We start from the raw sequence: 17,288 nt of genomic DNA, 5'->3' as shown, positions 1-17,288 counted from the left end.
AAGTTCCTTCAGAGGCCGAGATGCCCTTTCAGGTCGGGTACCGATGCAAGTACCTCACTGGTCAGCTGCGGGCCGGCTGCTGCCTCGGCCTGCTGGACCAGCATCGTGCCGGCCTGGCTGATCTGTGCCAGCGTAAGGCCTGATGCCTTGAGTATGGCGACGCCGTTGATCAGCGCGCCGGTCTTTTCGCCGAGAGCGCCGCCGAGCGCGCCCTCCAGCGAGGACAGGAGGCCACCACCGGAAGCCGCGCCGGGAGCCATGACATCATACTGCTTGGCCAGGGCGTCTGCTCCCGGGATTTTGGCGAAGAAGTTCGACAGGGTCGTGCCTTCCGCCTCGTGTTCGAGCACCGAGAAAATCGTGCCGGCGATCTTTTCCGCCAAAGCCTGGTTGAGACCGGATTTCTGGGAGACGGTGTTGATGATGTCCTGAACGTCCATGACCTTTCCTCAGGCTTTGGTGTTTGCGGGCGGGTGCCGGTTGGCGCGGATCTTGATCAACGATCGTTTGAAGGCGGTGAAGGCAGTGAACCGCAGCGCCAGCAAAGCCATAGCGGCGAGGGCGAACCCACTTGCCAGAAGCGGGGAGGGAAAGGTCATGGGCGTGTTCCTTCGTCAATCAGGCATTCTTTTCCCGCCAAATGGCCATTGTCGTTCGCCAAATGGCCCGAGTGAGGCATAGCCCGGTAACTTCTTTTTACATTGTGGTGCGTGCATTTAGCATTGCCACAAAGGACCAAAATTTAACGACAGTGGGGCTAGCGGCATCACGGCCCTCGTGCAGGGACTTATGGCAGCCTCACTCAGCCGTGACTGGACCAGGCAAGCTTCGGCTCTATGTTGCCGCGGGGGGCGCCGACGAGGAGCGCGCCATGACAACACCTGCCGAACCCGCCGTCGCCGAGCCTGTCATTACCCAGGCGATGATCGATGCCTATGACGAATACACCCATCTGACGCTCGACCGGCGGCGCTTCATGGAGCAGTTGACCAGGCTTGCCGGATCGGGTGCGGCAGCTGCCGCGATCGCGCCGCTGCTGGCGGCGAACTCGGCCCAGGCGGCAATCGTGGCGGAAGACGATCCGCGTGTGAAAGGCGAGGACATCAGCTATCCCGGCAGCGCTGGCGAGATGAAGGGCTATCTGGTCAGGCCGGCGGACCAGACCGGCAAGCTTGGCACCGTCATCGTGGTGCACGAGAACAGGGGTCTCAACCCGCATATTCGCGATGTGGCGCGGCGCGTTGCGCTGGAAGGGTTCGTGGCGCTTGCGCCGGACTTCATGACACCGCTCGGCGGCACACCGGACGATGAAAACAGGGCACGTGACCTGTTTTCCCAGCTCGATCCAGCACAGGTCGCCGCCAATGCCGTGGCAACCGTCGCCTACCTCAAAGGCTACAAGGACGGCAACGGCAAGGTCGGCGCTGTCGGCTTCTGCTGGGGCGGCGGCACGGTGAACATGCTGGCCGTCAACGCGCCGGACCTCGCCGCCGCCGTCGCCTATTACGGCATGCAGCCACAGGCCGAGGACGTGCCGAAGATCAAGGCCGCGCTCATGCTGCATTATGCCGGGCTCGACACCCGCACCAATGCCGGCATCGATGCCTTCAAGAAGGCACTCGACGCGGCCCATGTCGAATACTCGGTCTATGTCTATGAAGGCGCCAACCATGCCTTCAACAACGAAACGTCGGCGGCCCGCTATGACAAGAAGGCGGCTGACCTCGCCTGGGCCAGGACGATCGCGTTCCTCAAGGAGAAGCTGGCCTGATCAGGTGGGCGCCGGCGCCGGTTTGTGAAGGGCGACGCCGGCCACCACCAGGGCGATGCCAAGGCAGTCGGTGAGGCTCGGCACCTGCCGCAGCACGATGACGCCGATCAACGTTGCGGTGACCGGCAGCAATGACAGCATCAGCGCGAAGCTGGAGCGCGGCAGCCGCGACATCGCAAGCTGGTCGCAAATATAGGGAATGACCGACGAGCAGATGCCGACGCCGACCGCCGCAAGCAGCAGCGGCGGCGCCGAGAAAGCCGGCAGTGCATCGGCGAAACCGATCGGCAGAACGACGAGAAGGGCGACCGCCATGGCGGCACCCAGCCCGGCGATGCCATCGCCGGCGCCGCCGCGCGCGACGCGGTGGCCGAGCACGATGTAGCCAACGAACAGCGTGCCGTTGAGGAAGGCCCAGAACAGGCCGACGGGATCGCTCGACCATTTGACGTCGATCAGCAACAGGGTGCCGGCGATAGCGATTGCGAGGGCGGCGATATTGCGCGGGCTTCTGAGGCCAACAAGCGCAACGCCGATGGTGCCGACGAATTCGATCGCCGCCACCAGCGAGATCGGCAGCCGGTCGAGCGCCAGGTAAAACGAGCAATTCATCACCCCAAGGCAGACGCCGAAAGCCACAAGCAACAACCGCGTCGAGCGATCGGCGCGGGCGAAGACCGCCCATGGCCGGGTCAATGGGGCAAAGACGAGTGCCGCGGTGGCGATGCGCAGCCAAGCCATGCCCAGCACGCCGACATGCGGGAACAGCAGCACCGCCAAGGCCGGTCCGAGATAGTGGAACACGGCGCTGACGCCGAACCAGAGATGCGGCGGCACTGCGTTTGCCAAGATAAAGGCGGGGCCGGCGAGTGCCGGACTTGCTGCGGGGGCTTGCGTCCGATCTTGCATGGGATCAGTATCGCAGGCGATTTTTGCCATTGATATGGATAATTGCCGGGCATTTCGGCCATTTCCTTTCCGAAAGCAAGGAGTATTCCGCTGAAACGCTTTCGAAATGAAAATAGCGATCTGGATCCGGCGGACCTGAAAATTCTGCGCCTGCTGGAAAAGGACGCGCGCACCAGCACCGCCGAATTGGCGCGGTCGGTCGGCCTGTCGGCGCCGAGCGTTGCCGAGCGCATCAAGCGGCTGCAGGAAAGCGGTGTGATCGAGGCCTATACGGTGCGCATCAATCCGGCCGCGCTCGGCATGAAGCTGTCGGCATGGCTGCGGATCAGGCCGGTGCCGGGGCAACTGGCTGTCGTGGCCGAAATCATCCGCGACCTACCGGAAATCGCCCAATGCGACCGGGTCACCGGTGAAGACTGTTTCATCGCGCTGGCGCATGTCGCCTCGGTGGCCGAGCTCGAGCGGGTGATCGACCGGATCATTCCGTTCGCGATGACCAATACGGCGATCATCCAGTCGTCGCCCGTGGTGCCGCGATCGCCGCTGGGGGCGGTGAAGCGCCAGCTGTGACGCTTGGGATCGTTCGTCAGCACATCATCAGAAATGCAAACCGGACGGCCGGTCTGTTTCTTCCCCCACCGTTCAGGCGTGGCCGCGTTTCATCCGCGCCTGCTTCAGGATGGCGCGCCAGCGGATCATGGCGAAAGGGATCGGCTCGTTGTTGTTGGCGATGTGGAAGATCTCGTTATTGAGGTTCTTCAGCGAGCGCCAGAAATCATAGTCGGTGATGCGTGGATCAGCCGCCAGCCTGTCCGCCTCGACCTTGATATCGGTTTTCATGCACGTTCCCCGAACCGCTGCTGCTCCGCCGCCCGTATCGCAATTCGATGCGGACGGTTTTCCAACGCCGCGCTGAGTCGTTCAACGTCTCAATTCGGCTTGTTCACGTTAAAACCTCGGTAAGGTTAACGGCGGTTGGACCGTGGTTCAAGCCGACTTACGACGAATACCGATCGAGCGGCCGGCGCGCTCCGGCATCGGCAGGGCAGCATGGGCGGCGCGCATCGCTTCCACCCTGGCCAGGACGTCGGCGGGGAAGGGCGCCACCTTCGGGCCAGCCATGTCGACGTGCAGCGACAGCGTTTCGGATGTGGCGGCAAGCCAGCCGTCGAGATGGCGGATTTCCTGATAGGCCCTCAGGCGCTTCTCGTCATGGTCGAGGAGTTGGAACGAGACCGTGACCTTGTGGTCGAGATGCAACTCCTGGACGTAGCAGACATGGACTTCCGCCGTGTAGATGGTCAGCCGTCGTTCTTTCACATAATCCGGCCCCATCCCCATCATCTCGAAGGCCTCGTCGGAGCAACGATCGAATAGCACGTTGTAATAGGCCATGTTGAGATGGCCATTGTAGTCGATCCAGGCCTCCTCGATGTCCATGGCACGAGAGACGAAAGGGGCGGAGATGGGCATCGGAAACTTCCTTCTCGTCATGCCGGGATGAGCGTGGACTGGACAGAGCGTGGTTGGTGAGACTACGCATCCGTAGATGCAGAACAAGGGTGGACGCTGGTCCATTCGCGGAGGAATCGATGGCTCTAAGCGACCTCAATCCGGTCGAGCGCAACGAAGAAGGCATTGCCGCCGTACTCGGCATCCTCAAGCAGCGGCTCGGCGAGCGATTCCAGACCGGCCAGGCGATCCGGGCCCAGCACGCGCACACCACGACCTATATTCCGACGCAGGCGCCGGACGGCGTCGCCTTTGCCGAGACGACGGAGGAGGTGCAGGAGATCGTGCGCGCATGCGCGGCGCATCGCGTGCCGGTGATCGCCTTTGGCGTCGGTTCCTCGCTGGAAGGCCACACCAATGCGCCGGGCGGCGGCATCTCGCTCGATACGTCACGCATGAACCGCATCATTGCGGTCAATCCGCAGGACCTCGACTGCACCGTCGAGCCCGGCGTGACGCGCGAGGATCTCAACCGGCACCTGCGCGACACCGGCCTGTTCTTTCCGATCGACCCGGGTGCCAATGCCTCGCTCGGCGGCATGGCGGCGACGCGTGCGTCGGGCACCAACGCGGTGCGCTACGGCACGATGCGCGAGAACGTCCTGTCGCTGACGGCGGTGATGGCCGACGGGGAAGCAGTGACGACCGGCAAGCGCGCCAAGAAAAGCTCGGCCGGCTATGATCTGACGCGGCTGCTGATCGGTTCGGAAGGCACGCTTGGCATCATCACAGAGCTGACTTTGAAGCTGCAGGGCATTCCACAGGCGATTTCAGGCGGCGTCTGCCCGTTTCCCAGCCTCGAGGCGGCGTGCAACACGGTGATCGCGACCATCCAGATGGGCATTCCGGTGGCGCGCATAGAATTGGTCAACGCGCTGCAGATGCGGGCGATGAAGACCTATTCGAAGCTCGACTATCCGGAGAGCCCGTGCCTGTTCGTCGAGTTCCACGGCAGCGATGCCAGCGTCGCCGAACAGGCCGAGACCTTCGGCATGATCGCCGAGGAAAATAGCGGCGGTCCGTTCCTGTGGACCAGCGTCGCCGAAGAGCGGACAAAATTGTGGAAAGCCCGGCACGATGCCTACTGGTCGTCGCTGACGCTGCGGCCGGGCGCCAAGGGCCTGTCGACCGATGTCTGCGTGCCGATCTCGCGCTTTGCCGAATGCGTCACCGAGACCGAGGCGGATATCGCCGAGATGGGCCTGATCGCCCCGATCGTCGGCCATGCCGGCGACGGCAATTTCCATGTGCTGGTGCTGATGGACGTGGACGACCCGAAAGAGATCGCGCTGGCCGAAAAATTCGTGGCGCGGCTCAATTTGCGCGCCATCGCCATGGACGGCACCTGCACTGGCGAACATGGCATAGGGCAAGGCAAGATCGGCTTCCTGCGGCATGAGCTCGGCCATGGCGTCGACATTATGCGCACGATCAAGCAGGCGCTCGATCCGCTGAACATCATGAACCCGGGGAAGATACTGCCGGGAAAGGACTGACATCAGGCCGCTGCCGCGCCCCGATTTGCCTCTTTATCGACACGCTGATGCGGGTAGAGTGCCACTGACTTTACTATCAACTGTCTAGGAGTTCATGCTCGCACGCCTGTTCGTGATCTTCGGTGGGCTTCTTGTGCTGGTGCTGTGTGCGGCGCTGGTGGTGCCGTACTTTGTCGACTGGACAGGTTACCGTGCCGATTTCGAGCGCGAGGCCAGTGCCGTCCTGGGCCGCAAGGTGACCGTGCGAGGCGATGCGACGGCAAGGCTGTTGCCGTTCCCCTCGGTGACCTTTTCCAACGTCGCCGTTGCCGGTGGCCCTAACGGCCAGCCGGCGATGACCGTCGAAACCTTTTCGATGGATGCAGAACTCGCGCCATTCCTGCGCGGCGAGGTGCTGATCTTCGACATGCGGCTGGTGCGGCCGAAGGCGACGATCGACATCGCCGCCGACGGCACGGTCGACTGGACGATACGGCCGTCCTCGCCCTTCGATCCCGGCCAGATCTCCATCGAGAAGCTGACGGTGACGGAAGGACAGATCGCGCTCAGCCACGCCGCCGGCGGGCGCAGCCATCTTATTTCCGAGATCAACTCGACGATCTCGGCCAAGTCGCTGGCCGGCCCCTGGCGGCTGGACGGCTCGCTGTTGCTGGACGGGTTGCGGACGACGATCGCCGCTTCCACCGGCAAGGCCGAACCGGACGGGCAAATGCGGCTCAGGCTCAAGGCCGATCCGGACGCCTATCCGCTGGTCATCGAGACCGACGGCAATGTGGGCCTCGTCGAGGGCGCCGCCGTCTATTCGGGCCAGTTCAAGATATCGGGCGCAGATCAGACTGCGGCGCGGCAGCTGGGCACCGGCGGCGAGGCGCTGAAAGTCAGCGCCGGCAAACCGGACCCGGGCTTCAGGCTGAACGGCAAGTTTTCGCTCGACCACCAGAAGCTCGGCGTCGACGAATTCCGCTTCGAGACCGGGCCGCGCGACAATCCCTACACTGCCGACGGCAAGGCTGCGGTCGACCTTGGGCTGAAGCCGCATTTCTCGATCGAGGCCGATGGCGCGCAGGTGCAGTTCGACGAGGCCGTGGGGGCGGCGGCCGGTGCCGGATTGACGCTGTCCGAGCGGGTGGCGGCGCTGGAGCAGGCGCTGCTCGACCTGCCGAAGCCGACCATACCGGGCACGGTCGAGGTGAAACTGCCGGCGGTGGTGGCAGGCGATACCACCGTTCGCGACGTGCACCTGTCCGCCGAGCCAGCCGAGGGCGGCTGGGCGGTAAAATCGCTGGCCGCCACGCTGCCCGGCCGCGCCAAGCTGGAAGCCAACGGCATGGTCAGCGTCGAGGACCATTTCGGTTTCACCGGATCGCTGCTTCTGGCGGTGGCGCAGCCCTCCGGCTTCGCCGCATGGCTGTCGAAGGACGTCGACGAGGCGATCCGCCGCTTGCCGGCCGCCGGCTTCAAGGCCAAGGTGGATTTGAGCGAGAAGCACCAGGCCTTCAGCGATCTCGAACTCATCCTCGGCAAGGCGAAGTTCTCCGGCCGCATCGATTCCAGCCAGCCCGACGACACAAGGCCATCGGTGCTGATGCAACTGGAAGGTGGCGAACTCGATGTCGACGGGCTCGCCGCCTTCGCCTCGATCTTCGTCAGCGACAAGGGCGCCAACCGCTTTTCCGACCGCGACCTCGATTTCCAGATCAAGGCCGGGCCGGTCAGCGCCGGCGGGTTGACCGCCGATAGCGTCGACACCGCGCTTAGATTGCGCGATGGGCTGCTTGAGATCGATCGCCTGTCGGTCGGCGGACTTGCCGGCGCCTCGATCAGCGCTACCGGTCGAATCAAGGATTTCCCGGCGAGCCCGACCGGCAAGCTCGACGCCTCGGTGGTCGCCGTCGACCTCAAGCCGCTGATCGACGTCGCCGTCCAGCATTATCCCGACAATGCAGTGCTGAAGGGCCTGGCGGAGCGTGCTGCTGCCTATCCCGAGCTGTTCCAGGATGCGCGTATCGATGCGGTCACGAGTGCCGCAGACAATGGCGACGGTACGACTGGACTGGCAATGAGCGCACAGGGCAAGGCCGGTGGCTCGGCCTTTTCGGCGTCGTTGTCCGGCAAAGGGGCGCTCGACCGGCCTCTCGAAGCGCCGGTGACGCTGACCTTCAACGCAAGGAACGCCGACGCCACCGCGCTTCTGGCGCTTTACGGTCTGCCGGCGCTGCCACTCGGCATGCTTGGCGAGGCGACTACCGAGGTCTCGGCCAAAGGCACGCTTGGCGGCGGCCTGGCGACACGCTTCAGCCTGGCCGGCAACGACTTCAAAGCTGGTTTCGACGGGACAATTGCCGACACGCCTCAAGGCGCGGCCGCCAAGGGCAAGGTCAGCCTTGAAACGGCCGACATCGAGCCATGGCTGATGACGACCGGCGTCGGCCTGCCCGGCATGGGCACCGGCATGTCGACGTCGCTTGCAGCCGATGCCGATTACGGCAATGGTCTCCTGGTGCTGAGCGGCCTCAGCGGCGCCGTCAACGAAGCGGCGGTTTCCGGTGACGTAAATATCGACATCAACGAGGGGCTGCCGCATCTTGCCGGCGCGCTGTCGCTGGACGAGCTGGACCTCGATCCGATGGCGGTGATGCTGTTCGGCGACCAGGCCTTCCTTGTCAACGACAGGACCTGGCCGACGGCACCGTTCAGCCAGAAATCCAGTCTGCCATTTACCGCCGATCTCGATCTGACGGCGGCGTCGCTTGCCGCCGGTCCGCTTGCCACCGCCTATGACGCTGCGCTGTCGCTGCAGCTCGACCAGGAGGGCATCCGCGTTTCCGACCTCAAGGCAAAGTTCCTCGGCGGCGCGTTGAGTGGCCTGTTCGAGCTCAAGAACAATGACGGCACCGGGCTTTTCTCCAGTCAGATGAAACTCGCCGGCGCCGATCTGGCAGCCGTGCTGCCGGAGGCCGGCATCAGCGGAAGCGGCGAGTTCTCGACGGCGCTTTCGACCAGCGGCAAATCGGTCGACGCGATGGTTGCGGCGCTGTCCGGTTCCGGCACGGCGACGCTGAAGGGCATGACTATTGCCGGCTTCAATCCCGATGCCTTTGGCGCATTCATTGCCAAGGCCGACGCGATAGGGCGCGATATCGACGCGTCGAAGACCGCCGGCTTTGTGCCGCAGATCGCCGCGGCGGGCAGTTTTCCGGCGCAGGACACCGATATTGCCTTCACCATCGCCGGCGGCACGCTGAGGGCGCCGCCGGTCAAATTCGAAAGCCCGGGCGCGACGCTGTCCGCCGACATCACCGCCGATCTGAACACCAGCACCGTCGATGCCAAGGGCGAGATCGCCTACCGGCCCGGCGATGAGGCGCTGGTCGGCTCCGAACCGATTTTGAATTTCAGCGTCGACGGGCCGTTTGGCGCCACCAAACGGCAGTTCGACAGCGAGCCGCTGGCACAGTTCCTGACCCAGCGTGCGCTGGAAAAGGAGCAGCAGCGGGTCGAAGCCATGCAAGCCGCACTGCTCGAGAAACAAAGGCTGCGGCGTGAGGTGCGCTACTACGCTGCGCTGCAAACCGAGCGTGAAAGAGCGGCGGAGGAACTGCGCAGGCAACAGGAAGCAGCGCGGCTGAAGGCCGAGGCCGACGCCAAGGCAAAGGCCGAAGCCGAGGCTCAGGCCCAGGCCGAAGCCGAGGCGAGGGCGCAGGCTGAAGCCAAGGCGAAGGCTGAAGCGGACGCCAAGGCACAGGCGGATGCGGAGGCGAGGGCGCAGGCTGAGGCCAAAGCGAAAGCTGAAGCGGACGCCAAGGCAAAGGCCGAAGCTGAGGCGCAGGCCCAAGCCGAAGCGGAGGCCAGGGCGCAGGCTGAAGCCAAGGCAAAGGCGGATGCAGCGGCGAAAGCCGAAGCCGAGGCCAGGGCGAAAGCCGAGGCGGCTGCAAAGGCCGCAGCGGATGCCGAAGCCAAAGCCAAGGCGGCGCAACAGGCTGCCGAGGAAGCCGCGCAGGCCGAAGAACAGCAACGCCAGAGGGCGGAAGAGGCGTTGCGGATCGCCTCGGAAGAGAAGGCAAGGCTCGACGCCGAACGCAAGGCCGCGGCGGAGCGCGCGGAACGGGAGCCACCGGCCGCAAACAACGTGCCACCGCCAGTGCAGCCCCCGCCAAAGCTCAAGCTCGATCCCTCGTCGATCGACGATCTGCTGAAATCACTGAATGGCGGGTGACGGCGCATCCCTTATGTGTCGCCTCCAGCAAGCAAGCGCTTCAGCATCGGCTCGATCCGCCCGAGTTCGTCGAGATGAGCGGCTGACAGATCGGCGAGACTGTCGTCTGCGCGCTGGGTCAGCCGCAGCAGCACGCGGCGGTGGTCCTCCTCGTCGTGGTCCCTCGCGACCAGCCCGGCTTCGCAAAGACGGTTGACCAATTCCACTGCGCTGTGATGGCGGATGCGCGGGCGCTCCGCGAGGTCGCCAATGGTCACCGGCCCTCCGCCGGGAAACCCTTTGATTGCAGGCAGGGCCTGATGCTGGCGTGGTGTCACCAACATCGCTCGTGCCCGCCATCCTCGGTGGCACGGCCGGCGACCCATCCGCAAGTCGGCACGCCGCCAGAAAGCAAGGTCTGCAAATGAAGTCCGATCACGCCAACCCCGGCCATCTGCGCGATTTTACCACCGATGCCCGGGTGCTGCTCATTGCCGGCATAGCGGTGGTGGTTGCGACGGCGGGGTTGTTTGCCGGCATTGCCCTCGTGAAGCTGATCCGGCTTGCCACGAACATCGCCTATTTTGGCCAGTTCACGCTCGCCGACCTGAAACTGCAGGATACGCTGCATGGCAGGCCGAAGAACGCGACCGCTCGGCTTTGCTGGGCTTCCGTATCCGGCACAGGAAACAGGATAGCGTTGCCTGAAGGCTACAACTTGCCGCGCTTGGCCCAATCCAGCACATAGAGCCGGAGCGCCGAGGAGAGATTGGCATCCCGCGGGCGGCTCTCGTCGATTTCGGCGACAAGCGCGGCGAGCGTCAGTTTTCGCACGGCCGCGATGGCGCCCAGTTCGTCGTAAAAAGGCTTTTCGAGCGAATAGCTGGTGCGGTGGCCGCGAATGGTGACCGAGCGCTTTTCCACCGGGCTCACGAGACGATCCTACTCACACTTCAAGCATCGGATTTGTCCGAATCGCCCGAATTTTCGCGGCGATGGCCGGCGACGAATTTATCGGCCTTGTCGGCGATCAGGCGGTCGCGATCCCGGCTGGGTTTGGAACGGCCATGCAGCGCCCGGTTCTGTTCGGCCAGGCGCTCCTTCTCGGCTCGAGCCTTCTGCTTGCGTGCCTGACGGAGATTGACGATCTCGGTCATGTCACGCCGCCCGTCGGGTCACTTCTTGCGGAAGGCGTCAAGCGACACCACGTCGGCGCCCTTGGCGCCGGCGTCGGCCGCGGCAGGCTTCTTTTCCGCCTCGGCGGTTTTCTTCTTCGTCTCGGGCTTTTTCTCGGCGACGATGGCCAGCGGTTCGGGAGCAGGCTTGGCCTTTGTCTCCTGTTCCGCCGGGGTATCGGTCTTGACGTCGAATTCGAGCTCGAAGTTGACGGACGGGTCGTAAAAGCCGCGTACGGCCGAGAACGGGATTTCCAGTTTCTCCGGCACGTCGGAAAACGACAGCCCAACCTCAAAGCCGGTGTCGCTCACCTTCAGGTCCCAATACTGGAACTGGATGACGATGGTCATCTGTTCGGGATAGCGCTCGCGCAGCCGCGACGACACGCGCACGCCCGGCGCGCCGGTGAGAAAGGTGATGAAGAAATGATGGTTGCCCGGGAGACCGGTGCGCGCGACCTCGGCCAGGACCTTGCGCATGACGCCGCGCAACGCCTCCTGGGCCAGAATGTCGTAGCGGATGTGGTCGTCGGCCATGTGGCTGTCGGGTTCCGTTGAATCGTCCTGATAGCTGTAATCAAGCTTGAGCGCGGCGTAAACCGGATATAGATCGCCGGCGTGCGGAAGCGAAGCCCATTGGCGACGATTTGATCGTCAAACGGCTTTGATCGTCAAGCGCTGGCGAGCGCGCCCTGTTTGCTCGCCCGGGCCACAGGCTGCCGCTTGCCGAAGGCGCGCAGGAAGGTGCGCACGCCATTTGTCGCCGATTGCACCACCTCGTCCTCGGTCGGTGTGCCGCCGAGCATGAACGTCGTCTGCAACTCGGCATTGGCAAGCGCCATGAACTGGCGCGCTGCGACATCGGGATCGTCGATGTCAAGGAAGCCGGCATGAGCGAGGCGGGCGAAGCGGGCGGCGATCGCCGGCCATGTCCTGCCCGGTCCTTCTTCGCGCCATTCGGCGAACAACTCGGGATAGCGCCCGCCCTCGGTCTGGATCAGCTTGCGCAGGAATTTGCCGTCGCGGTTGCAGATGCAGTTATGGTTCATCCGCACAGCAAAGGCGATGAGGTCGGCCTCGAGATCCTTCGGCTGATCGGGAAAAGTGGAAATCGTGGCAAAGATGCCGGCATTGCAACGTTCGGTGAGGTCGCGGACGATGGCAACGAAGAGTTTTTCCTTGTCGCCGTGATGATTGTAGATGGTCTGGCGGGAGACGCCGGCCTCGGCGGCAATCATGTCGATATTGGCACCGGCAAAGCTTTCGCGGCAGAAGACCGAGGCGGCGGCATCGACAATCGACATCCGCTTGGCCTCATGGCCCCGCGGCGGGAAAATGTCAGGAGAAACGTTGGCCTTCATGTAAAACTATATAGAGGTGGTTGACGAATTAGACAAGCCTGTCTAAATTTGTGGACTGCACGAAGGGGGTTTCGTTCCGCAGAAGAGTCGGAACTCCACGGGATGGAACGTCCTAGGGTTACGCGCCGGTCCTCGGCGGCAACCAGAATTCGAAAGAGCCTGCTATCATGAACGCCAAATTCCTCCGCATTGCGGTCGTGCTCGGCCTATTGTCCGCGATCGGCCCATTTGCCATCGACATGTATCTTCCGGCCCTGCCTTCAATCGGTGAGGATCTGCATGCCGGCACTGCCGCGGTGCAGATGAGCCTGCTGATCTTCTTTCTTTCCATGGGCTTCGGCCAGATCGTCGTCGGACCGATCTCCGACATGGTCGGCCGCAAGCTGCCACTCTACGGCGGCCTGGCGCTGTTCATGGTCGGCGGCGTCGGCTCGGCGCTGGCTCCCTCGATCGAATGGCTGATCGCCTTCCGCTTCCTGCAAGGGCTCGGCGCCAGCGCCGGCATGGCCGTGCCGCGCGCGATCGTGCGCGATCTGCATACCGGCACCGAGGCCGCCAAGCTGATGTCGCTGCTGATGCTTGTGTTTTCGGTGTCGCCGATCCTGGCACCGCTGACCGGTAGCCAGATCATCGAGAATTTCGGCTGGCGCGCCGTGTTCTGGACGGTGACGGGCGCGGCCGTGCTCGCCACCATCCTGCTGGCGACCTCGCTCAAGGAGACACGGCCGGTCGAGGAGCGCGCCGGGTCGTCCTTCGGGACGGCACTTTCCGGCTACCGCTTCCTGATGGGCGACCGCAACTTCCTTGGCCTGACGGCCATCGCCGGCTTCGGCATTGCGAGCTTCTTCGTCTATCTGTCGAGCTCGTCCTTCATCCTGATCGACCATTATGGCCTGTCGCCTTCGGTCTACAGCGTGTTCTTCTCGATCAATGCGGTTGCCTTTATCGGCATGTCGCAGCTGACCGGGTTGCTGTCGGAGCGGTTCGGGCTGCAGCGCGTGGTGCGTGTCGCGGTGACCGGCTATGCGACGACGATGGTGGTGCTGTTCGCGGTGATGGCATCGGGTGTCGACCGGCTCGACGTGATGGCGGCGCTGCTGTTCATCGGCTACGGCTTTCTCGGCCTGGTCATCCCGACGACGTCGGTGCTGGCCATGGAAGAGCATGGCGAGATCGCCGGTACCGCGTCGGCGCTGATGGGCACGCTGCACTTCGCCATCGGCGCGGTCGCCATGGGCGTCGCCGGCGTGTTTTTCGACGGCACGCCGCTGCCGATGGTGGCGGGCATCACGCTCTGCGCGGCGATCTCCTTCACACTGGCCAAAATAACGCTCGGCCGCAGCCGGGACGTCGCGGAGGCGCCGGCGGAGTAAACTTCGCCTATCGAGACAAAAAGGCCGGGCGATGTTCCCGGCCTTTTCACGTTTGCGGTCCCGGTTCAAAGCAGCCTATGCCTATATGACGGGTTCAGGACATGCAGCTTCGACATCTCAAAACCTTCGTGGCGGTCGCCACCGCCTTGAATATCACGCGCGCTTCCGAGCGGGTTCATCTTGCCCAATCGAGCGTGACCGAACAGATCCAGGCGCTGGAAAGCGATCTAGGCACGTCGCTGTTCGATAGATCACGGCGTGGCTTGAAGCTGACGGCGGCGGGACAACGCCTGCTGGACTACGCAAACGATCTCCTCGACCTCGCGGACGAAGCCCGTTCCGCAGTCGCCGACGCGAGCGGCACCGTTGCCGGTCGCCTGACTGTCGGCGGCCTGGAAACGCTTTGCTCGACACGCTTGCCAGCTCTGCTGGCGGAATTCCGTCGGCGCCATCCCGATGTGGAACTGAACCTCAGGGCGGACGATAGCAGTGGGTTGCGTGCCGGCGTGACAAGCGGGGCGCTGGACGTATCTTTCCATTTCGGAGCCGTCCCGGCGGCGGCGCCGGAGCTGCGAAGCGAGCAAGTGGCAGTGGAAGAGCTCGTCACCATAATGCCGGCAAATCACCGGTTGGCCGGATATTCTGCCATAACGCCCGACGATCTGGCTGACGAGGCCTTCCTCGTGACCCAGCCCGGTTGCGTCTATAGGCGGATGTTCGACGAAACGTTTGCCGCAATGTTGCCTGACCGTCCAAAACTCGTCGGCGAGTTCGCCAGCATGGGTGCGATACGGGGCCTTGTCGCAGCCGGTCTTGGCTGCGCGCTGGTTCCGCGTCTCGTGGCTTCCGCGGCTGACGCCAATATTGTCGTGTTGCCTTGGGTCGCAAGCAGCCCGGTGACGCCGGTCATCATGGTATGGCGCCACCGGCGCATTCAAGCGCCGGTCATGCGGCTGTTCCTCCCAATGGTTCGTGAAATCTGGCCGTCACTAGACCAGCCGCTGGCCACCATCGACATGAAGCACGGTTCCGGTGATGAAGCCGTTGTGCATGAGGGACGTGATGGCTTGGGCAATGTCGGTTGCCTGGCCGATCCGGCCGACGAGCAGACGCTTTGCCATGGCCTCCAGCGCAGCCATCTTTCCGCTGCCGACGACGGCATCCCAAATCGGCGTGTCGACCCAGCCCGGCGAGACGACGTTGACGCGGATCGGCGCCAGTTCGACGGCAAGCGCGTAGGCGAGTGAGCCAAGTGCCCCATTAACGGCTGCCACCACCGAGCCTTTCGCCGCCGGACGATAGGCGGCGATGCCCGAGGTCAGCGTGATTGATCCCCTAGGCGTCAGACGAGGCGCGCCATGCTTGGCAAGAAGAAGCGGTCCGACGACTTTGGAATCCATCACTTTGCGCGCCACCGAGATATCCATCTCGGGAAGCAACTCATAGACGCCGGTAACGTCGGCGGCGGTCGAGACGATGTGGTCGAGCGTGCCGACATCCTGGAACAGGCGCTGGACCTCGTCCTCGCTTGTGACGTCGGCTGCGATCGTCCTCAGCCTTTCCGGGTGAGGCAAGCGCTGCCGTGCGGTCAACAACCGGTCCTCGGAGCGGCCGACGATCGTAACCTCGGCGCCGGCGGCAAGCTGCTGTTCGGCCAGCGACAGCCCCATACCGGAACTGCCGCCAACGATCAGGATGCGTTCGTGTTTTGGTGTGGTTTCCTGGTTCATCTTATCTCTCCATGAGGCAGCTCGCCGGGCATGACCACGCGGCGAGAAACTGAGGCCTTGTCCCGCAAAGGCGTGGAAGAAGGGAAACGGGAAGAAACGAATGCTGCCATCAGAGGTTCCGATGATGGGAGGCCCTTGGACTTTCGCAAAACCGTCGCTTGCGGTGCTTCGCTACGACGCTGTCTCGGAGAGGACGAACCGCAGCCGCGTTTCGACGGGCGCCAAGGGCAGCGGCACCAGCTCGTAGCCTAGTTCCGTGTAAACGGCGACGAGTGCGTGAAAGGTGCGTTCAGCCTCGTCCATCATTTGCTTGCGTTCGTTGTCCTGCCGAAAGATTTCCGGCCATGGCGGCGCGACGAAGACGCGCCTGGCATAGCGGAAGCGTCGGGCGGCATTCGTGGCGTGATCGGGAACCGGCACCCCGGTCAGGCGCAGATAGCCAAGAGTGTCCGGCACGCCGCGATCGAAGAAGACCAGACCGGATTGCTCGCCCGCGATCCGGTAGGAGCGCAACTCCCAAGACAGCATCAACTCGGCGAACAGAGCCGCCAGGGCAGGCTTGGCGCCTATCGCCCAATTCGTCGTGATGATGCTGCGCCCGGCTTCGCCCGAGGTTGCGAGGCCTGCCACCTTAAGAGCCTCGATCAACGTTGTCTTGCCTGGGCCCGGACCGCCGGTCAGCACGAAAAACCGATTGGAATCGTTTCGCATTTCTGATCCATGGATTGGATGGGGGAAGTATGAAGACAGGGGTTTTGGACCCGTCAGGGCACATGAAAGCCCGGCCGGCGGGGCCTGCTTCTGCATATGTCGAGAGGGAGAAATGGAGGTTTCTGTTGCCAGGTACCTCCGAACCCCGCCTAGAAGTGCGAACCACTAGGGCTTGAATTGAAGCTATCGCACCGCTTACGCGGCGAGACGTGCTTCCGCATAGTTGTCGTTGGCAACTATAAGTTTAGCCCGATAACGGTGGTACAATGCCGGGCAAAAGTACGATCTTTACACCTTCGTCGATCCTATTTCGCCCCCAGCAAAAGCCGCTCTTGAGCAGCGGTTTTTGGTGGAGGCGCCGGGTACCGCCCCCGGGTCCGAACGGCTTATTTCATCGCCTGTTTATCGCCATAGTCGGTCGAGCCGACGAAGCGAATATAGGGACTGGCGGTGGAAAATGAAAGGCCGGAATACCACTTTCGTCCGTGCCAAAGTGGATCATCAAGGGGTTGACTTGCAGCCGGTCTCAACCGAAGCTTTGTGGCGGTGAGGAGACCTAGCGCATTATTTGCGGCAGCGCGCCACAATCCTCACTGACCGGATCCCGTGGCGCCGACGAGGGGAAATTCGATGGCCGATTATCTCGCAGACGTAAAGAAGTATGATGCGGCGGCCGATGCCGACGCGGTCGCCAAGATCGTCAAGCATCTGGGCATCGCGCTCAGGAACCGCGATTCCTCGCTGGTGTCCTGCACCGACCCGGAGGAACTGAAGCGTGTCAGGAACAGCTGGGTCGCCGGCAAGCTCGGCGTCACCGACGGTGCCAAGGCGGATGGGGCTATCGAAAAGACCTGCAAGGCTATGGCGGCCGACAACAGCAAGAGCCGGGTGACATTCTATTACCTCGTCGCCAAGGATCTGGGCATGCTCGGCTCGCTCTGAGCAACCTCGCCGCCGGTGCTGGTGAGGCTTCTGCTGGAATCGTCTCGCTTTGCTGTGTTCGGCCGACGGTCATTCGGCTATGATGGCTGACAACCCGAATCGGACCGGAGCCG

The 17,288-nt window shown here is 63.5% G+C and carries 18 protein-coding genes, 1 other RNA gene and 2 pseudogenes; 8 read left to right on the top strand and 13 right to left on the bottom strand.

Annotated elements, in window-relative coordinates:
- Nucleotides 1-8: 8 nt before the first annotated feature.
- Both NKI59_RS15330 and NKI59_RS15325 read right to left on the bottom strand, forming a co-directional pair.
- Nucleotides 9-440 carry a hypothetical protein gene (locus tag NKI59_RS15330; protein ID WP_352705139.1) on the bottom strand — a complete coding sequence of 144 codons (432 nt, stop codon included), beginning with the start codon at nucleotides 438-440 and terminating at the stop codon, nucleotides 9-11.
- 9 nt (nucleotides 441-449) lie between these two features.
- Nucleotides 450-599: a hypothetical protein gene (locus NKI59_RS15325; protein ID WP_023676719.1), complete on the bottom strand. Its 150-nt coding sequence runs from the start codon at nucleotides 597-599 to the stop codon at nucleotides 450-452.
- Between the two features lie 272 nt (nucleotides 600-871).
- Here NKI59_RS15325 and NKI59_RS15320 point away from each other — a divergent pair, with 272 nt between their 5' ends.
- Nucleotides 872-1,771, top strand: a complete 900-nt coding sequence (locus NKI59_RS15320; protein ID WP_352705137.1) for a dienelactone hydrolase family protein — start codon at nucleotides 872-874, stop codon at nucleotides 1,769-1,771.
- On the opposite strand, the gene NKI59_RS15315 is transcribed toward NKI59_RS15320, so the two are convergent.
- Nucleotides 1,772-2,680, bottom strand: coding sequence for an EamA family transporter (locus NKI59_RS15315; RefSeq protein ID WP_352501033.1), 909 nt, complete (start codon nucleotides 2,678-2,680; stop codon nucleotides 1,772-1,774). It abuts the gene before it with no gap.
- Between the two features lie 90 nt (nucleotides 2,681-2,770).
- Here NKI59_RS15315 and NKI59_RS15310 point away from each other — a divergent pair, with 90 nt between their 5' ends.
- Complete coding sequence (locus NKI59_RS15310) at nucleotides 2,771-3,250, top strand: Lrp/AsnC family transcriptional regulator (protein WP_352501111.1); 480 nt, start codon at nucleotides 2,771-2,773, stop codon at nucleotides 3,248-3,250.
- Nucleotides 3,251-3,322: 72 nt separating this feature from the next.
- Here NKI59_RS15310 and NKI59_RS15305 read toward each other — a convergent pair whose 3' ends face one another.
- Together NKI59_RS15305 and NKI59_RS15300 are read right to left on the bottom strand one after the other, a co-directional pair.
- Nucleotides 3,323-3,520, bottom strand: a complete 198-nt coding sequence (locus tag NKI59_RS15305; RefSeq protein ID WP_023676715.1) for a hypothetical protein — start codon at nucleotides 3,518-3,520, stop codon at nucleotides 3,323-3,325.
- Nucleotides 3,521-3,667: 147 nt separating this feature from the next.
- Nucleotides 3,668-4,153, bottom strand: a complete 486-nt coding sequence (locus NKI59_RS15300) for a thioesterase family protein (RefSeq protein WP_352705135.1) — start codon at nucleotides 4,151-4,153, stop codon at nucleotides 3,668-3,670.
- Between the two features lie 119 nt (nucleotides 4,154-4,272).
- Here NKI59_RS15300 and NKI59_RS15295 point away from each other — a divergent pair, with 119 nt between their 5' ends.
- Both NKI59_RS15295 and NKI59_RS15290 read left to right on the top strand, forming a co-directional pair.
- Entirely contained in the window at nucleotides 4,273-5,688 is a 1,416-nt protein-coding gene (locus NKI59_RS15295; protein ID WP_352705133.1) for an FAD-binding oxidoreductase, read from the top strand.
- Nucleotides 5,689-5,782: 94 nt separating this feature from the next.
- Nucleotides 5,783-9,904 carry an AsmA family protein gene (locus NKI59_RS15290; RefSeq protein ID WP_352705131.1) on the top strand — a complete coding sequence of 1,374 codons (4,122 nt, stop codon included), beginning with the start codon at nucleotides 5,783-5,785 and terminating at the stop codon, nucleotides 9,902-9,904.
- Nucleotides 9,905-9,915: 11 nt separating this feature from the next.
- On the opposite strand, the pseudogene NKI59_RS15285 reads toward NKI59_RS15290, so the two are convergent.
- Nucleotides 9,916-10,221 (bottom strand): annotated as a pseudogene (locus NKI59_RS15285) (MarR family winged helix-turn-helix transcriptional regulator); the annotation flags it as partial.
- A gap of 86 nt (nucleotides 10,222-10,307) precedes the next feature.
- Here NKI59_RS15285 and NKI59_RS35085 point away from each other — a divergent pair.
- The gene (locus NKI59_RS35085) at nucleotides 10,308-10,631 is read left to right on the top strand and encodes a hypothetical protein (protein ID WP_502901065.1); all 324 of its coding nucleotides are present in this window, start codon (nucleotides 10,308-10,310) and stop codon (nucleotides 10,629-10,631) included.
- Here NKI59_RS35085 and NKI59_RS15275 read toward each other — a convergent pair.
- The 4 genes from NKI59_RS15275 to NKI59_RS15260 form a co-directional block, all read right to left on the bottom strand.
- Nucleotides 10,595-10,816: a ribbon-helix-helix domain-containing protein gene (locus NKI59_RS15275; RefSeq protein WP_023676709.1), complete on the bottom strand. Its 222-nt coding sequence runs from the start codon at nucleotides 10,814-10,816 to the stop codon at nucleotides 10,595-10,597. The genes NKI59_RS35085 and NKI59_RS15275 overlap by 37 nt on opposite strands.
- A 20-nt stretch (nucleotides 10,817-10,836) precedes the next feature.
- Nucleotides 10,837-11,040: a DUF4169 family protein gene (locus NKI59_RS15270; RefSeq protein WP_352705129.1), complete on the bottom strand. Its 204-nt coding sequence runs from the start codon at nucleotides 11,038-11,040 to the stop codon at nucleotides 10,837-10,839.
- A gap of 18 nt (nucleotides 11,041-11,058) precedes the next feature.
- Nucleotides 11,059-11,595 (bottom strand): SspB family protein, encoded by a 537-nt coding sequence (locus NKI59_RS15265; RefSeq protein ID WP_023676707.1) that lies wholly within the window; start codon nucleotides 11,593-11,595, stop codon nucleotides 11,059-11,061.
- Nucleotides 11,596-11,729: 134 nt separating this feature from the next.
- Nucleotides 11,730-12,419, bottom strand: a complete 690-nt coding sequence (locus NKI59_RS15260; RefSeq protein WP_352450076.1) for a TetR/AcrR family transcriptional regulator — start codon at nucleotides 12,417-12,419, stop codon at nucleotides 11,730-11,732.
- 167 nt (nucleotides 12,420-12,586) lie between these two features.
- On the opposite strand from NKI59_RS15260, the gene NKI59_RS15255 reads away from it, so the two are divergent.
- Nucleotides 12,587-13,792, top strand: a complete 1,206-nt coding sequence (locus NKI59_RS15255; RefSeq protein WP_023676705.1) for a multidrug effflux MFS transporter — start codon at nucleotides 12,587-12,589, stop codon at nucleotides 13,790-13,792.
- Between the two features lie 101 nt (nucleotides 13,793-13,893).
- A pseudogene (locus NKI59_RS15250) lies at nucleotides 13,894-14,709 on the top strand (LysR family transcriptional regulator); the annotation flags it as partial.
- 72 nt (nucleotides 14,710-14,781) lie between these two features.
- Here NKI59_RS15250 and NKI59_RS15245 read toward each other — a convergent pair.
- The 3 genes from NKI59_RS15245 to ssrA form a co-directional block, all read right to left on the bottom strand.
- Nucleotides 14,782-15,522 (bottom strand): SDR family oxidoreductase, encoded by a 741-nt coding sequence (locus tag NKI59_RS15245; RefSeq protein ID WP_352705127.1) that lies wholly within the window; start codon nucleotides 15,520-15,522, stop codon nucleotides 14,782-14,784.
- A gap of 171 nt (nucleotides 15,523-15,693) precedes the next feature.
- Entirely contained in the window at nucleotides 15,694-16,233 is a 540-nt protein-coding gene (locus tag NKI59_RS15240; protein WP_352705125.1) for an AAA family ATPase, read from the bottom strand.
- Nucleotides 16,234-16,344: 111 nt separating this feature from the next.
- Nucleotides 16,345-16,700: a transfer-messenger RNA gene (ssrA, locus tag NKI59_RS15235) on the bottom strand.
- A gap of 163 nt (nucleotides 16,701-16,863) precedes the next feature.
- Here ssrA and NKI59_RS15230 point away from each other — a divergent pair.
- Nucleotides 16,864-17,175: a DUF2853 family protein gene (locus NKI59_RS15230; RefSeq protein ID WP_352705123.1), complete on the top strand. Its 312-nt coding sequence runs from the start codon at nucleotides 16,864-16,866 to the stop codon at nucleotides 17,173-17,175.
- The last annotated feature ends 113 nt before the right edge of the window (nucleotides 17,176-17,288 follow it).

This window comes from Mesorhizobium sp. M0598, from assembly GCF_040320865.1.
In the GTDB taxonomy this organism is placed as follows: domain Bacteria; phylum Pseudomonadota; class Alphaproteobacteria; order Rhizobiales; family Rhizobiaceae; genus Mesorhizobium.
The sequence above is the reverse complement of the archived record's forward strand: the minus strand, read 5'-3'. Positions and strand labels throughout refer to the sequence as shown.

Bases quoted from the DNA above. Each gene is read 5' to 3' on its own strand.
- NKI59_RS15245 (WP_352705127.1), bottom strand. From the start codon at position 15,522: ATGAACCAGGAAACCACACCAAAACACGAACGCATCCTGATCGTTGGC.
- NKI59_RS15230 (WP_352705123.1), top strand. From the start codon at position 16,864: ATGGCCGATTATCTCGCAGACGTAAAGAAGTATGATGCGGCGGCCGAT.
- NKI59_RS15305 (WP_023676715.1), bottom strand. From the start codon at position 3,520: ATGAAAACCGATATCAAGGTCGAGGCGGACAGGCTGGCGGCTGATCCA.
- NKI59_RS35085 (WP_502901065.1), top strand. From the start codon at position 10,308: ATGAAGTCCGATCACGCCAACCCCGGCCATCTGCGCGATTTTACCACC.
- NKI59_RS15320 (WP_352705137.1), top strand. From the start codon at position 872: ATGACAACACCTGCCGAACCCGCCGTCGCCGAGCCTGTCATTACCCAG.
- NKI59_RS15265 (WP_023676707.1), bottom strand. From the start codon at position 11,595: ATGGCCGACGACCACATCCGCTACGACATTCTGGCCCAGGAGGCGTTG.
- NKI59_RS15295 (WP_352705133.1), top strand. From the start codon at position 4,273: ATGGCTCTAAGCGACCTCAATCCGGTCGAGCGCAACGAAGAAGGCATT.
- NKI59_RS15300 (WP_352705135.1), bottom strand. From the start codon at position 4,153: ATGCCCATCTCCGCCCCTTTCGTCTCTCGTGCCATGGACATCGAGGAG.
- NKI59_RS15260 (WP_352450076.1), bottom strand. From the start codon at position 12,419: ATGAAGGCCAACGTTTCTCCTGACATTTTCCCGCCGCGGGGCCATGAG.
- NKI59_RS15315 (WP_352501033.1), bottom strand. From the start codon at position 2,680: ATGCAAGATCGGACGCAAGCCCCCGCAGCAAGTCCGGCACTCGCCGGC.
- NKI59_RS15290 (WP_352705131.1), top strand. From the start codon at position 5,783: ATGCTCGCACGCCTGTTCGTGATCTTCGGTGGGCTTCTTGTGCTGGTG.
- NKI59_RS15330 (WP_352705139.1), bottom strand. From the start codon at position 440: ATGGACGTTCAGGACATCATCAACACCGTCTCCCAGAAATCCGGTCTC.
- NKI59_RS15270 (WP_352705129.1), bottom strand. From the start codon at position 11,040: ATGACCGAGATCGTCAATCTCCGTCAGGCACGCAAGCAGAAGGCTCGA.
- NKI59_RS15325 (WP_023676719.1), bottom strand. From the start codon at position 599: ATGACCTTTCCCTCCCCGCTTCTGGCAAGTGGGTTCGCCCTCGCCGCT.
- NKI59_RS15240 (WP_352705125.1), bottom strand. From the start codon at position 16,233: ATGCGAAACGATTCCAATCGGTTTTTCGTGCTGACCGGCGGTCCGGGC.
- NKI59_RS15255 (WP_023676705.1), top strand. From the start codon at position 12,587: ATGAACGCCAAATTCCTCCGCATTGCGGTCGTGCTCGGCCTATTGTCC.